The 14,719-nt window shown below is 37.9% G+C and carries 16 protein-coding genes; 1 reads left to right on the plus strand and 15 read right to left on the minus strand.

Annotated elements, in window-relative coordinates:
* The 15 genes from ACYQ0O_RS10470 to fdhD form a co-directional block, all read right to left on the minus strand.
* Positions 1-1,126 (minus strand): cobyrinic acid a,c-diamide synthase CobB (locus tag ACYQ0O_RS10470; protein ID WP_459892809.1); only part of this gene is annotated, 1,126 nt, incomplete at its 3' end.
* Positions 1,127-1,130: 4 nt separating this feature from the next.
* Positions 1,131-1,370: a dissimilatory sulfite reductase D family protein gene (locus tag ACYQ0O_RS10475; RefSeq protein WP_459892811.1), complete on the minus strand. Its 240-nt coding sequence runs from the start codon at positions 1,368-1,370 to the stop codon at positions 1,131-1,133.
* 71 nt (positions 1,371-1,441) lie between these two features.
* A complete protein-coding gene (dsrB, locus tag ACYQ0O_RS10480; protein WP_459892813.1) occupies positions 1,442-2,665 on the minus strand; it encodes a dissimilatory-type sulfite reductase subunit beta in 1,224 nt (407 codons plus the stop codon).
* 40 nt (positions 2,666-2,705) lie between these two features.
* Entirely contained in the window at positions 2,706-4,019 is a 1,314-nt protein-coding gene (dsrA, locus tag ACYQ0O_RS10485) for a dissimilatory-type sulfite reductase subunit alpha (RefSeq protein ID WP_075069370.1), read from the minus strand.
* A gap of 112 nt (positions 4,020-4,131) precedes the next feature.
* Positions 4,132-4,761, minus strand: coding sequence for a tetratricopeptide repeat protein (locus tag ACYQ0O_RS10490; RefSeq protein WP_459892816.1), 630 nt, complete (start codon positions 4,759-4,761; stop codon positions 4,132-4,134).
* 8 nt (positions 4,762-4,769) lie between these two features.
* The gene (locus ACYQ0O_RS10495; protein WP_459892818.1) at positions 4,770-5,135 is read right to left on the minus strand and encodes a hypothetical protein; all 366 of its coding nucleotides are present in this window, start codon (positions 5,133-5,135) and stop codon (positions 4,770-4,772) included.
* Positions 5,135-5,839: a YkgJ family cysteine cluster protein gene (locus tag ACYQ0O_RS10500; protein WP_459892820.1), complete on the minus strand. Its 705-nt coding sequence runs from the start codon at positions 5,837-5,839 to the stop codon at positions 5,135-5,137. The genes ACYQ0O_RS10495 and ACYQ0O_RS10500 overlap by 1 nt, the downstream gene beginning before the upstream one ends.
* A gap of 86 nt (positions 5,840-5,925) precedes the next feature.
* On the minus strand, positions 5,926-6,108 hold the full coding sequence (locus tag ACYQ0O_RS10505; protein WP_075069366.1) for an ATP-binding protein: 183 nt from the start codon (positions 6,106-6,108) through the stop codon (positions 5,926-5,928).
* A 19-nt stretch (positions 6,109-6,127) separates the two neighbouring features.
* On the minus strand, positions 6,128-7,300 hold the full coding sequence (gene dsrP / locus ACYQ0O_RS10510; RefSeq protein WP_459892822.1) for a sulfate reduction electron transfer complex DsrMKJOP subunit DsrP: 1,173 nt from the start codon (positions 7,298-7,300) through the stop codon (positions 6,128-6,130).
* 10 nt (positions 7,301-7,310) lie between these two features.
* Entirely contained in the window at positions 7,311-8,090 is a 780-nt protein-coding gene (gene dsrO, locus ACYQ0O_RS10515) for a sulfate reduction electron transfer complex DsrMKJOP subunit DsrO (protein ID WP_075069365.1), read from the minus strand.
* Positions 8,080-8,469 (minus strand): sulfate reduction electron transfer complex DsrMKJOP subunit DsrJ, encoded by a 390-nt coding sequence (gene dsrJ / locus ACYQ0O_RS10520; protein WP_459892825.1) that lies wholly within the window; start codon positions 8,467-8,469, stop codon positions 8,080-8,082. Before dsrJ ends, dsrO begins: the two co-directional genes overlap by 11 nt.
* Before the next feature lie 3 nt (positions 8,470-8,472).
* Positions 8,473-10,080, minus strand: coding sequence for a sulfate reduction electron transfer complex DsrMKJOP subunit DsrK (gene dsrK / locus ACYQ0O_RS10525; protein WP_459892827.1), 1,608 nt, complete (start codon positions 10,078-10,080; stop codon positions 8,473-8,475).
* 4 nt (positions 10,081-10,084) lie between these two features.
* The gene (gene dsrM / locus ACYQ0O_RS10530; RefSeq protein ID WP_459892829.1) at positions 10,085-11,083 is read right to left on the minus strand and encodes a sulfate reduction electron transfer complex DsrMKJOP subunit DsrM; all 999 of its coding nucleotides are present in this window, start codon (positions 11,081-11,083) and stop codon (positions 10,085-10,087) included.
* A gap of 82 nt (positions 11,084-11,165) precedes the next feature.
* Positions 11,166-11,699, minus strand: coding sequence for an RsbRD N-terminal domain-containing protein (locus tag ACYQ0O_RS10535; protein WP_459892831.1), 534 nt, complete (start codon positions 11,697-11,699; stop codon positions 11,166-11,168).
* 362 nt (positions 11,700-12,061) lie between these two features.
* On the minus strand, positions 12,062-12,853 hold the full coding sequence (gene fdhD / locus ACYQ0O_RS10540) for a formate dehydrogenase accessory sulfurtransferase FdhD (protein WP_459892833.1): 792 nt from the start codon (positions 12,851-12,853) through the stop codon (positions 12,062-12,064).
* A 429-nt stretch (positions 12,854-13,282) separates the two neighbouring features.
* Here fdhD and ACYQ0O_RS10545 point away from each other — a divergent pair, with 429 nt between their 5' ends.
* Positions 13,283-14,707, plus strand: coding sequence for a TolC family protein (locus ACYQ0O_RS10545; protein ID WP_459892835.1), 1,425 nt, complete (start codon positions 13,283-13,285; stop codon positions 14,705-14,707).
* The last annotated feature ends 12 nt before the right edge of the window (positions 14,708-14,719 follow it).

The raw sequence follows: 14,719 nt of genomic DNA on the forward strand, positions 1-14,719 counted from the left end.
AACCATGGCCCTTTGGCCTTTTGTGTATCTTTACCTCATATGGAAAAACCCCTGCCATTGGATACGAAGAACCTTTAGTGGTAATCTCCCTACAAAGGTACATAAGCCCACCACATTCAGCATAAATAGGCATTCCCATATGGGCACAATCCAAAATATACTTTTTCATATGAGTATTTTTTGATAGGAGCTCTGCCTGGGTTTCTGGAAACCCCCCACCAAGATATATGCCATGGAGTTGTGTTGGAGGCCTTGAGTCTGAAATTAGACTAAATTCAATTATATTTGCACCGCATTTTGACAAAAGCTCAAGGTTTTCTTCATAGTAAAACCACAAAGAGCTGTCCCTGACCACTCCAATATTTACTGACTCACCTACCACCTTTTCAGGCCAGATTGGCTTCACCTGAAAATCAAAAGTTACATCTGTTGCAATATTTAAAATACCATCCAAATCAACATTGTCATGAATAACCCTACCCAAGTAATTTAGATTTTCCCCACTTTCATATTCCCTGTGGGAAATAAGCCCCATATATCTTTCTGGAATTGGGTCTTGTCTGAGCTTTGGAATAGCCCCCAATACCTTTATATCTGTATATTTCTCCACAGACCGACTTAGAATATTCTTGTGTCGCTCACCAGCTACCCGATTAAATATAACACCCTTTACCTTAAAATCTGGATCTAAGCTGTTGCATCCAATGAGCATTGCTGCTACTGTCCTGGTCACCTTGGTACAATCAACTACCACTATAATAGGGGATTGTAATGTTTTTGCAAGATGAACTGTGGAACAAGAACCTTCCACATCCAGGCCATCAAAAATTCCCCTGTTTCCCTCTATTACAGATATATCAAAGCTGAGGGCTTTATGAAAAAAAATATTGCGAATAGAATCATTATCTAAGAAAAAAGGGTCTAGATTACATGCTGGCTCTCCAGCAGCCAGCCCCAGCCACGCTGCATCTATGTAATCTGGACCCTTTTTAAAGGGCTTTACCTTGAGCCCTCTATTTCTTAACGACTTAATCAGCCCAAGTGTTACTATGGTCTTGCCTGATCCTCCGCCAAGTCCCCCTATTACGATCCTTGGAAATGTGAGGTGGGACTTTCCATCACTCAATTTTCTAAGCTTCTCCCTCTGCTTCTGCCTGTTTTCCAACACCAGGAAGTGAATACATTGTAGTTGATCCACTTGACCAAAACACAAGTTTACCTTCATCTACCAATTCATTTACGATTTTCTTTGCCTGTCTTGGCTTCTCACCAAGGATCTTGGCTAGATCATTAAAATAGAATTTTGTTTTATTTTTTGATTTTTTTTCGAGCTCTTTTAAAAGCTTCTCTTTTTGTTCTTCGTATGCCATTTTCCTGACTCCTTTAATAAGTCCTAATAGGGAGATGTGAAACATCCCCCTATTAAATGTTAAAGATGATCCTATTTAGCGGAGAGTATAATATCGCCTTTCATCTTATCGTATTCCATTGGGAAGTTTTCAGTGAACTTGAAATTGGTTGTCTGACGCCAGGTGTAGTATGCAGGATCACGGAAGTCATCAATTAGATGGTGGCTGAAATCTAAATCACAAACTTCAAAGAATTTTTCCCATCCAATCCTCTCTGCCCAATCACCAAATCTTTCGTATTTTCTAGCACCCTTGGCATATGCATCAACCATCTTTTTAATGGTCTTGGTAAGTGTAGGCCAACGTGGAGGCTCATTTGGGATATAGGCAACAACTACCTTAGAAAACTTAGGTGCAGTAATCCTATTAGATACCTTTCCACCAGCCATTAATACGATTCCATCACCTTCATGGTCTGCCAATGGGAGTGAAGGACACATGGTATAACAGTTTCCACAGAACATACAACGCTCTTGGTTAACTTCTACTGATTTTACTTCAATTTCCTCACCAGTCTTCTCTGAAATAATCTTTTTCTTCTTTGGTTTAACAGCACCAACTGGACAGGCAGCAACAGCAAGAGGGATCTCACATAGTTTATCAATGTATTCGTCATCAATCATAGGTGGCTTTCTGTGATAACCTAAAATAGCAATATCAGAGCAGTGAACAGCACCACACATATTAAGACAACAGGCAAGGGAAATCCTGAGCTGTGCAGGAAGTCTCATTTTCTGAAAGTCTTCAAAGAGTTCATCCAGTACGCACTTTACTGGACCAGATGCATCAGTTGCAGGGGTGTGACAGTGTATCCAGCCCTGGGTATGTACTATATTTGTAATACCAGCCCCAGTACCCCCAATGGGAAATTTATAAGAACCACCAGGGAATTTTCTCCCTTGAAGATCCTTTTTTAAGGCCTCCAACTTTTCTTTGGAATCCACCATAAACTCAATATTGTTTCTGGTGGTGAATCTTAAATACCCATCACAGTATTTATCTGCAATATCCAGGGCTTCTCTTAGATATTGAACAGTCATAAGCCTTGGCTCACCAACACGTACAGTGTATACAACATCTCCGCTTTCAGCCTTATGCATGAGAACGCCTGGCTCCAAAATCTCATGCCAGAGCCACTTCCCAAAATTCTTTTTAATTACTGGAGGCAGAAACTCACCATAGTGCCTATTACCAATATCTGTAATCCTGTTTTCCATTGGTTTATCTGGATTATATCCTGATGAAATAAATGCCATAATTTTTCCTCCTTAGTTCTATTTACCAAATTTATACAGGTTATCTTAGATGACGTTTTCTAAATTCTTTGATATCTCTCTGCCATCCACCTGGTACCTCTTCTTCATACCAGTAAATGTATGGGTTATGTCTTGGTTCTTTTACATGCTGTGGAATTGCTCTGAGTCCTGTTACCTTCAAAATCTCCCTGAAGCCTTTACGCTTAATGAGCTCACCTAAACGCTCACGGTTTTTACCTTCTTCCATCCACCAATCCCAGATATTTTCAATAAGTTCTTTTAGCTCATCAAAGGGTTCTTCCATCTTAATGAAAGGCACCAGCAATGAACTCATCTGAGCACCGTCCAAGATTGGAGCCTTTGCGCCAACAAGTAAACTTGCACCCCTATCCTTACCAGGTCTTAAAGCCCTTGGCATTACATTTATACAATGCATACATCTGGTACAGTTCTTGTTGTCAATCATCAATTTCCCGTCTTCCATCCACATACAACCAGTTGGACAGAGGTCAATGACTTCCTTCTGTATATCAAAAGGACCCCAATCACCATCAGCATGCGCTCCACCATTCGGAGGGATCTCACCGTTAATATAGGCCTGGACAGCTTCCTGATCTATCTGAATCTCATCCCTCCATGTACCAATTACAGACAAATCTGCCCTGGCTATTGATGCCACACAGCAATTTGGGCATCCGTCAAATTTAAACTTAAATTTGTATGGGAATGCAGGACGATGTAGCTCATCCTGATACTCGTGGGTCAATTGATAGGCAGCTTCCTGGGTATTATAGCATGCCCATTCACAACGGGACATACCCAAACAGCAAGATGGAGTCCTCAAATTAGAACCAGAGCCACCAAGGTCCTGATTAAATTTATGGGTAAGTTCAAAGAAGACCTCTTCCAACTGCTCAGTCCTGGTGCCTAAAAATACCATATCACCAGTTGAACCATGCATGTTCATAATTCCACTTCCCCTAAATTCCCATAGATCACATATACCTCTTAAAAACTCAGTGGTATAATATTTTCCATTGGGCTGATTTACACGCATGGTGTGAAAGTGTGCAACACCAGGAAACTTTTCTGGCTGGTCACAATATCTTCCAATAACTCCGCCACCATATCCAAATACACCAACAATACCACCGTGTTTCCAGTGTGTCTCCTTGTCAACATATGAGAGTTCCAGCACACCCAACAAATCATCAACAACGTCTTCTGGAATCTGATACTCCACATTGTTTGGGTTTTGATGCCTGTACTCAGAATAACTCTTCAAATCATCCACAAAGCTTGGCCAAGGGCCACTTACAAGTTGATCCAATAATGGGGTTTCATGTTTTGGCATTCTCTAGCCTCCTTGTAACTTGTTTAATGTTAATTTCCTCTACTAATATGCTTAATTCTTTATAATGCGCTTGTGATTTTAAGAACAAGATTTCCTCCTTGTCAAGAAAAAACTATTCTAAATAGTTATTAAGTTCTTCAATAATTTGAGGGGACACTTCGTAGTTATTCTTTTGGGCAAGGTCAAAATATTCTTTTGCTTTTTTGTACTCTCCTTTTTCCATAAATGCAATTCCAATGTTGTTATAGGCTGGACCAAATGCTGGCTCCTGATCGATCACTTTTTCACATTCTTGAATACACTTATCATACTCCTTGTTTATCAAATATGCACTGGCCAATGTGCACCTTGCTTGCACTAATTTGGGATTTAATTCTATGGCCCTTTGGAGGGCTTCAATTGCATCATCAACTTTTCCCTGCTGAAGATAAACAAATCCAATATTGCTATGTGGAACTGCAAATGATGGAGTTATCTCTGAAGCCTTTTTATTTAGTCTAATACAGGTCTCATAGTCTCCTTTTCTCATGGCCAGACCACCCAACTGAACATATGCCTCACACAAATGTGGCGCATGATCAATTGCCTTTATTAACTCCTTTTCAGCTTCTTCAAATTCCCCGATTCCTATTAAAGCACAGGCAAGATTGTAATGGGCTATACCATTAAATGGCGCCTGTTTTATTCGTTGTCTGAGGTCTGCAATGTATCTCTCTATTTTTTCTCTTTTTCCCTTATCCATAATAACTCCTATTTTTTCTCCCAAGCCTTATCTGGATCAAGGCCTGCCTGGGTAAGTTTATTATAATACCATATTGAAAAATCAAACATGGCTTTGTATTTTTCATCAGATTGATATAGACCCATACATATTTCATATATACCAGATTCATATGCAAGAGAGATCTTTTTCCCCTCTTTGGTTTTTAAAAATTCTTCCATAAGTTCTTTACTGGTCTTTTTAGTTGAGTCTCTCCTTATATCTATTGGATGCTTGGGTTCCATAAAAGGATCCCAATTATCAAAACCTATCTTGTCAATAAATTTTTTTCTCCGTGGAGATAACTTTTCATAAATGGCCCTTTTTAATTCCTCTACCTCTTTTTTTTTCTCCATTACCCATCTCCACCTAAAGTCCATGATGGACCCTTTGGTCCTGGTTTTTCATCACAACTAACAATCCCCAAATACTCTTCATTGTAGTCAGTAAGTAGAGCCATTGATAGGGGAACCAATACCTCATTAAGTGCTGTATATTTAGTAGGAATACTTTGAACAAGCTCAGTGCTCAATTGAAATAGGCGTGAATTAATTTTGTCTACAAAAACTGTTTCATATTTTTTCCCAGGTATAAAACCAGTCTTTGAGCAGATCTTGACATCACCAAAAACAGCAAGGGGAAGTCCATAGATCCTGCAGGTAATAGGCCGGTATTCATACAAAATACATTTATTTTCCTTTGATAAAAGGGGACACCTTATCCTCTTTTTTCCTATTTCTTCTAAAATCTTGTCTTCTGGAACTCCTTTTTGCCTTTCCCTAAAGGCCCATCTCTTTATTTTATACACCTGCCTATCAATTCTACCTGCACTCTCTAAAATTTCTTCCCGCATGTCCCTGGGCACAATTTCGTTGAATTTTTTATTGATATACATGGCCTCAATGAGGGTTAAATCAAAAAGCGCATAGCAACAATCAGTACAACCTTCTTTGCAGGTGACCTCTTTTGGATATTTTCCCTTCATGGACTCAAATATATCTGAACACCCCTTTGCCAGTCTCTCATACCTGGCAAAAAATTCTCCCAAGTCTAACTCCATAACAACTTATCTCCTTCTTATAAAAATAAGCCCCTAATATATTGTAAATATTAGGGGCTTATTTGATACTGTAACCAGTTTCAAACTTACTCTTCTAGTGTGATGGCATCTTGCTCACAAACCTCAACACAAGATTCACATTCTAGACAATCATCTGGATTTACTACCTGAGGTTTATCGTCCTCCATCTCAATGACCTCAGCTGGGCAGGTGTCTGCACAGGCACCACAACCTTCACACTTGTCATAATCTATTACTGGATGAGCCATACCACTAACCTCCTATAATTTAGTTTTGTTTTGGTATTATACCAAGTTCCCTTTTTACACCAACACCTATTTTCCATAAGATGGTGAGTACCAATAGCCCAGTTGCATATATCATCATGGCTATGAGCAACTCATAAACAGTTGGAGAGTACTCCACCACCTGCTCAAAGGGATTTGGTATGAACCCGCCTACTACAAGACCGAGGCCTTTGTCAATCCATGTGGCTAAAATTAGTAAAATTAATCCAACTACCAGAAGTTCTGGATTATTCCTAAATTTTGGAGGAATTAGTATTACTAAACATGCAATTGCAGTGGCTACCATCACCCACATCCATCCAACTAAGGATCCATGTCCCTGAAGACCTTTAAATAGATAAATAAATGTTGCCTTGTGTCCAGGGATATTACTGTAAAAGGCTGTGAATATCTCAAGTAGGAAAAAGAATACATTGATACACATGGCATATGTGATAATCTTTGCAAGGGTCTCAATGGCTTCTTTTCCTGGATCAAATTTGCTCACCTTTTTCAAGATCAAAAGTAAAAGCACCAGTATTGCAGGCCCAGAGCAAAATGCAGATGACAAAAATCTAGCAGCCATAATGGCTGATAGCCAAAAATGCCTACCTGGAAGGCCTTGGTATAAAAATGCAGTAACAGTATGTATTGAAACGGCCCATGGAATAGAAATATAAGCTAGCACCTTGGTCCACTTTGGATGGGAAATCCTTCTATAATCTGCATGAAGATTGTTCCACGATATAAGGATATTTAAAAGCAAATAGCCGTTTAAAACAATCATGTCATAAAAGAGAATTGAATGTGGAGTAGGATGTAGAAGCACGTTAAAGAGTCTTTGTGGTTGACCAAGATCAACTACAATAAATCCAAGACAGGTAATAACTGCTGCAACTGCCATAAATTCCGCAAAAGTGACCACCTGTTCAAACTTCTTATAATTATGTAGATAGAGAGGAATCACCACCATAACAGCTGAAGCTGCAACACCTACTAGATAAGTAAATTGGGCAATGTAAAATCCCCATGACACATCTCTACCCATACCTGTTACCATCAAACCTTTTTTTAGCTGGGTAATATAGGCAATTGAACCTATACCTATTAGTATGAGCAAAAATATTACCCAGGTCCAATATTTTTTGTCTCCATATAAGGCTTTGTCTAACATATCATGCCCCCTATATTATATAAAACACACAAGGTTCAGTACCTAACTCTGGTTTCCTCACAATAGTATAATTTTCCTTGAGGACCTTTCTTATCTCTGAATCTGGATCAAAAAGATCTCCAAAAATAATAGCACCATTGGAAGCCTCAACACATGCAGGCTGTTTACCTTCTTCAAGCCTTTCATAACAGAATAGACATTTTTCAACCACACCCCTCATTCTGGTTGGAAACTTAGGATTTTTGTGTTTTACAAAGGGTGCAGGATCTCTAAAATTAAAACTCCTGGAGCCATATGGACACGCTGCCATACAGTACCTACAACCAATGCAGCGGTGAAAATCCATCATAACTATACCATCGTGACGCTTAAAAGTGGCCTGGGTTGGACATACCCTAACACATGGAGGATGTTGACAGTGATTGCAGAGAACTATTACCTCTTTATGTTCATACCTCTCTGCCAGAAATGGATTTTCCTGATCTGGAAAGGCTTGGGAAAATTCCTCTTCCCAAATCCATTTAATTTCCTGCTTTTTATTAGGTATGTCTTCAGGTACATTGTGTATTGAATGACAAGCTTCAATCAGCCTTTCAAAATCTTCCTTGGTCCTCAATTTTCTAGTATCAATGACCATTCCCCATTGTTTTGCCTTTATCTCATTTTTAGATCTTACATATTTTCCTATTTTAGGAAGATAGGATGCAAAAGTCTCAATGGGGAGACCTGTGAAACTCACTGCTGCAGAAGCTGCAGCCAATTTAAGTAGTTTTCTTCTTTTATTGTCCATTTGTGACCTCCTCAGGAGCTACGTGACAATCCCAACAATATGGAGTCACTGAAACCTTTACATGACACTTGTCACAAAATTCCTTTTTACTTGTATGACATTTCATGCATGTCTTCTGCAGACTAATCTCATAATCCTGGCCTGCACTATTTACATAATGGGTCATGTCATGTCTCACCACCATGTCCCTCCACTCGTTTAGGAGTTCCATGTGGTTTGCCCTCATCCAATTTGTATCCTCAATACATTTCTTAATATTTACAGGCAACTTGGGCTCTGGACTCTTGTATGCTGCCTGACCAAGATTATACCAAAACGGAAAGGTTAACAGAAAAAAGAAAATTACTAACCCTGGAATTATTTTCCCTTTATCGTACATGGATTATCCCTCCTTTCCTGGCAAGGGTTCGCCCCTAAGGTTCGTCTCCCTCTCTTTCTCACCTTTCATCACCAGGGCATTGGCGACCAATTCATGAACACCAGACACATCCACCTCTGGAACCCAATATTCCATGAGGGTTGGCAGTGCTGCCCTATCAATGGCACATATACATGTAAGTCTATTTACTCCATATTTCTCATGTACATATTTAACTGCGTTTGCCCTTGGAAGACCACCCCTCATCCTCATTTCCATGAACTCATCATTATTTAATCCTGCACCACTACCACAGCAAAAGGTCTGTTCCCTAATGGTTTGATCCGGCATCTCATAAAAATGATTGCATACATTTTTTAAAATATACCTGGGTTCATCGAATAGACCCAAAGCCCTGGATGGATTACAGGAATCATGATGGGTAACTATTAAATTATCATTCCTGGAAGGATCTAATTTTATGGCACCATGTTTAATCAAGTCCGCTGTAAACTCCACTATGTGAACCATTTTTGTGGATTTGGCGTTATGAAAGACCGTTCCTGTAATTGGGTTTCTTGGAACCTCTAAAAAGTCGGCAGGTCCATTCATGGTGTCCATGTATTGGTGAATTACACGCCACATATGGCCACATTCACCACCAAGGATCCATTTTACGCCAAGCCTTTTTGCCTCTGCATATATCTTGGCATTGAGTCTCTTCATTGCCTCAAAGGAATTAAACAGACCAAAATTTCCACCTTCAGCAGCATAAGTACTCATGGTATAGTTAAGGCCACACTCATGAAGAAGCATGAGATAACCCATAAATGTATATGTACCAGGATCAGCAAAATAGTCACCAGATGGAACCACAAAAAGTACGTCAGCACCTTTTTTATTTAGAGGAACATCAATCCTGATACCTGTTACTTCCTCAATATCATCGATCATAAATTCAATAATGTCTTTCAATGTATGAGGCGGTATACCTAAGTGGTTTCCCACGTGAAAACAGTTGTACACAGGCTCCATGACCCAGTTGATGGAAAGTCCAAGCTCGTGAAGGAGTTCACGTCCCATCATTGTTATCTCTGCAGTATCAATCCCATAGGGACAATATAAAGAACACCTCCTACACTCAGTGCACTGATAAAAATAGTAAAACCACTCTTTTATGACATCTTGTGTAAGCTTTCTAGCACCACCAAACCTGCCAAGTATCTTACCAAAGGTGGTAAAGTCATTCCTGTAAATTGACCTCAAAAGTTCTGCCCTCAAAACTGGCATATTCTTAGGATCACCTGAGCCTATAAAAAAGTGACACTTGTCTGCACAAGCACCGCACCTCACGCAGATATCCATAAAGACCTTTAATGACCTATATTTGTCCAAACGGTCTTTAAATGCATTGTGTACAATTTCCTGCCAGTTCTCAGGAAGTTTCCAATCCTCATCAGTTGGGGACCACTCCCTTGGGTAAGGGAAACCCATACCTTCAAGCACCTTGGGTTTGGCTGGATAACTATAGGTGCCTGGCCTAAACTCAGGCTTTATATCCATCCAAGATTCCCTTGGTGGCCTATAATCAATAGATGCTGCTAAATCTTTTGGATTTGGTAATTTAGACATAGCCTTACTCCTTTTCTACTGGAATGCCTGCTTCTTTCATTAATTCCCTATACTCGTCCTCCCACTCCTCATACGTATGAAGCTTTACTGGATAATTCCATGGATTAATATGTCTCTTCATTCTGTTATTGTTGGCAAGATTCCTAGTAGGACTTAGGAAAACACCACCTGCGTGCATGAGTTTACTCCATGGGAAATACGCCATGAGCACTGAAACTAAAAATAGGTGAATGTAAAAAATCACACCCACACTTTCAGGCACCGTTGGATGTAATGTTATCAGTCCCATAGTTAGATCTTTTACAGCAACAATGTCAGTCCTAATAAAATATCTCATCAAAATTCCAGTAATTACTATGCCAAAAATTAAAAACAATGGGAAATAATCAGCAGGAAGCGAGATATACCTAAGCTTTGGGTCACATACCCTTCTTAAGAAGAGATATGTAAGGGCGCCTAAAATAAGAAACTCTGTAATATAGATATTGGGTACACCTATTTGAAGGATAGAATCTAACTTATCAATCCACTGGAACAACACTGGTACAGGATCGGTAAAAAACCTTATATGCCTGAGCAAAATAATAAAAAAACAGTAGTGAAAACAAATAGCTCCAACCCACAGAAATTTGGATGACGCATAATTTAGAGAAGGCCCACCATTAAATCTAAGTTCCGTCCTGGTGTTTCTAAACAAGGACCTAAAAAAGAAAATCTCAAGGATCATTCTGCCCACAACCCCCCACATAGTAGATGGGTTGTCCAATTTGTTTTGCTTGATCCACTTGTGGCTTTCCTGTTGCCCCCCTGTTGTGGGTATCCTGAACGGAACCGGAGACCTTGCCCATTTTATTACCCTATAGATAAACCCTATCAAAAAAATAAAGAAGGCAACATAGGGTATGACCACTCCAAACAGGGCGTGAAGTCCCACAGATCCTACTCCCACAAGGGCAACTAGGACTAAACCCAGTACAATGATTAAGGAATATAGAGCATTCATAACAGCTACCTCACTCCAAATTTAGACCATTTGGGTTTGTTGGTTAAACAAAATTACCCTAGCCTCTAGCCAATAAAAATTATTATTGCCCACTATTATTGTCCTGGCTTACCTGGTAATGCCTTATAATGTTTTTAAGACTGGCCTGAAATTCTTTGGTCTTTAATTCCCAAAGTTTTTCCCTACAATTTACAAAAATATCAAAGGCCAATAGACATAACAAATCTATTCGCCTAAAAAATTCATGAACCCCTTCCCAATCTAAAGGAATGGGCCCTTCTTTCTTGACCAAATCTAGGACTATATCCTTAAGACCCCAAAAAATCATAACTGCTGACGAAGGACTAAAGTCCTGGACCGCCCTAACCCTCACTATGGCGTCCACATGCTCTTTAATTGAGTCCTCTGCCCTGTCCTTTAAGAGCTGGTTATAAATTTCACAAAATTCTTTTTTTAAAATATTTCCAACTGGATTTAAAAAAGGATCTGACTGCTTGGAAAAAAAATCCTTTGCCTTGGGTGGATAGGTAGCCAATGCATAATTTACCCACTTCTCAATTATCTCGTCCTTTTTTGCTTCTAATGTTCCAAATACCCCACCCTTTAAATTTTTCAATTTTTTCTACTCCTAATCATCTGTTTAATTAAATCAATTTACTTTCAAATCATCTATTTACTAGTTGTTAATTTTTGAGATTCATAGCCTTAAGACTACATGGTGTCAAGTGAAAAAAGGAACATACACAGACACATATTCGCAATATTATATTAATAGTGTTTATAATTTTTAATGCTTATTCCATTAACTCCGAAACCTCAAGTTTTGATGTGTCTGTGTATGTGATCTGTGTCTGTGGATGGTCTTCGCCCTTCATCCTTCACCTTTCATCCTTCTACCTTTCACTATTCACTATCGCTATTCACTTGATCCATAACGGAGTTAAAGAAATAAGCAGATAATTTTTTTGTCATAATGGCCTAACACTTAATCCTCTCAGGATGAGTATAGACATTGAACCTGCCTTTTCTTAAAAAACCTATAAGTGTCAAACCCCATTTTCGTGCCAAATCCACAGCTAAAGAGGTTGGAGCAGAAAAACCAGCAAGGATTTGCACACCTAGCCTAGCTGCCTTTTGCACCATTTCAAAACTAAGACGTGAAGAACAAATGGCCAATAAAACCAGTGACCTTGTGTCATCATAGAGAATCTTTCCCAGGCACTTATCAAATGCATTATGCCGACCAACGTCTTCTCCAAAGCCCAACATCTCCAGTTTTTCAGAATAGACTGACACTGCATGCACACAGCCGGTTTTGTAAAATAAGTCCATTTTGGACTCAAAACTCTCTTTTATCTTAAATAGAGTTAGATAATCTATGACATTTCTGGCACATATCTGTGGTATATCCATAAAAATTTCGCCAAAATCCTGTTTACCGCAAACACCACAACTTGAATAGCTCTGGTGTACATTTGTTTTCCCTATTTCCCTATTATTAACCTTATTTAGTTCTACATAGACCCTGTCCCTGGAATCCTTACAATAATAAATATCCTTTATATCTTGAATACTATCAATTAAACCATTTGAAAACAATATACCCCTCACTAGATTTATGTCGTCATTTGGCAGTCTCATGGTCATGGAATAGACCATTTTGTCCACAAAGATTTCAAGGGGCCTTTCTATTGCCAAAATATCGTCCACATTTTCCTTAAATTCACCACCTTTAAATTTATATATCCTTTTTTTAACAACAAAACCCATAAGGTCTCCACCATAGTTTTAATATTGGACAAAACATATGCTTAGCAGTAACGTCCCGAAAAAATCCCAAGATATTATCAACAATATAAACTTTTACAATACAAACCCAAAAAACGTTAACAGGTCCTTTTTACGAACATTTTTAGCTCGAGTTTATCATCTTGATAAACTTGGGTTAAGTTTGACGCTATCACAGCAGGTAATGATAAATCAACAATTCCATGTGACAAAAAACAGCAAATCTACATATATTAATTCTCACCACTGAATTCTAACTATCTGCAATAGATACAACAAAAAGACTAGCTTTGACCTCCAAAGAGAGAGATTTAGAGGGTGTTTTTTTACTTCCTATTTATAAACATCTTGATTTTTATATAGATCCAATTTAAAAACCCTTAAGTTTTGATATCAGGACCTTTAGAAGAAATGAAAAAACAGGTAGTTCAACTACTAATCTTAATAATTGGCCTAAGCTATGTCTATGGATGTAGCCCAATAGACCTTTCCAAATACAGATCACATACAAGATTAAATATTCCAAAATCCTTTGAAAATACACTATACATGGATTCAAATTCTTCCTTTGTGAATTGGTATAAGAGACTAAATGATCCAAATTTAAATCATCTAGTTTCCTTAACCCTAAAAAAGAATCTAGATTTACAAATCGTCAAAAAGACCATCCAGGAACTAAAATACGAATTTCTAAAGGCTGGAACTAGACTGTATCCGACTTTGGATTTCCAGGGTGGCTGGATCAGACAAAGACAGACCTATAAAACCAAAACCATCACTGGAAAAGACATCAGTATAGTCAATATCTCAAATTCATTTAATACCAAAATAGTAGCCTCATATGAATTGGATTTTTGGAAAAAGATTCATTTTGAAAAGGAGGCTACTAGATTGGAATTTTTAAAGTCTAAGGAAGATGAAAATATTTTAGTCCAGTCAATTATCTCAACCTGTATTGAACATTATTTTGAATTAATGGCATTGAATGCTAAATTAGATTATTATGGAAAAAAAATAGAAATATTAAATACCTTAGATAGGATCTATGCCAGGCGATATAAAATTGGTCTTACAAATTTTTTTACATTACAATATTATAAGGATCTTTTATTAAAAAATGAAGTAATTTTTAAAGATCTAATAAAGCAAAAAAAATACACAGAGCAAAAGATAAACAACCTAATTGGAAGTTATCCTCATACTGGAAATATAAAGGTATCTCCATTTAATTTCAACATAGATAGACTGTATATACCAAAGATATTACCATCTGAGCTATTAAAAAGAAGGCCAGATATTAAAAAGTCAATGTTAAATGTTGAAGAAAAGCTGGCTAATTTGGGATATGCTAGATCCATTAGGTATCCATCCATTAATCTTTCTGCAAATGTAGGATATATATCAGACAAACTAAATACCCTAATCAGACCAGAATCAAGGATATGGGCTGTATCCTCGTCTTTATTATTTCCAATATTTAATATGAACAAATTAAAATACAACGAAAAACAAAAAATAGAGTCAGTTTATAAATCAATACTTGAATATCAAAAAACAGTACTAAATGGATTTTTTGAAGTAGAATCAACACTTATGGAGAGAAGAGAGCTGGAAAATATTTATAAGATATATAAAGAGGAGTTGAAAAACAAAACCCGTGAATATACCTATGAAAATTCCAGGTATAAAAATGGCATAGCCCAACTAACTGATCTTTTGGAAAAAAAATTAAGCCTTATTGATACTAAAATAAATATAATAGATACAAGGTTGGCTATTTTAAAAAATCAAGTACTCTTATTTAAGGTTTTAGGTGGAGACTATGTTACTGAGTAGGCAATGGAGCTT

The organism is Desulfothermus okinawensis JCM 13304 (assembly GCF_054654515.1).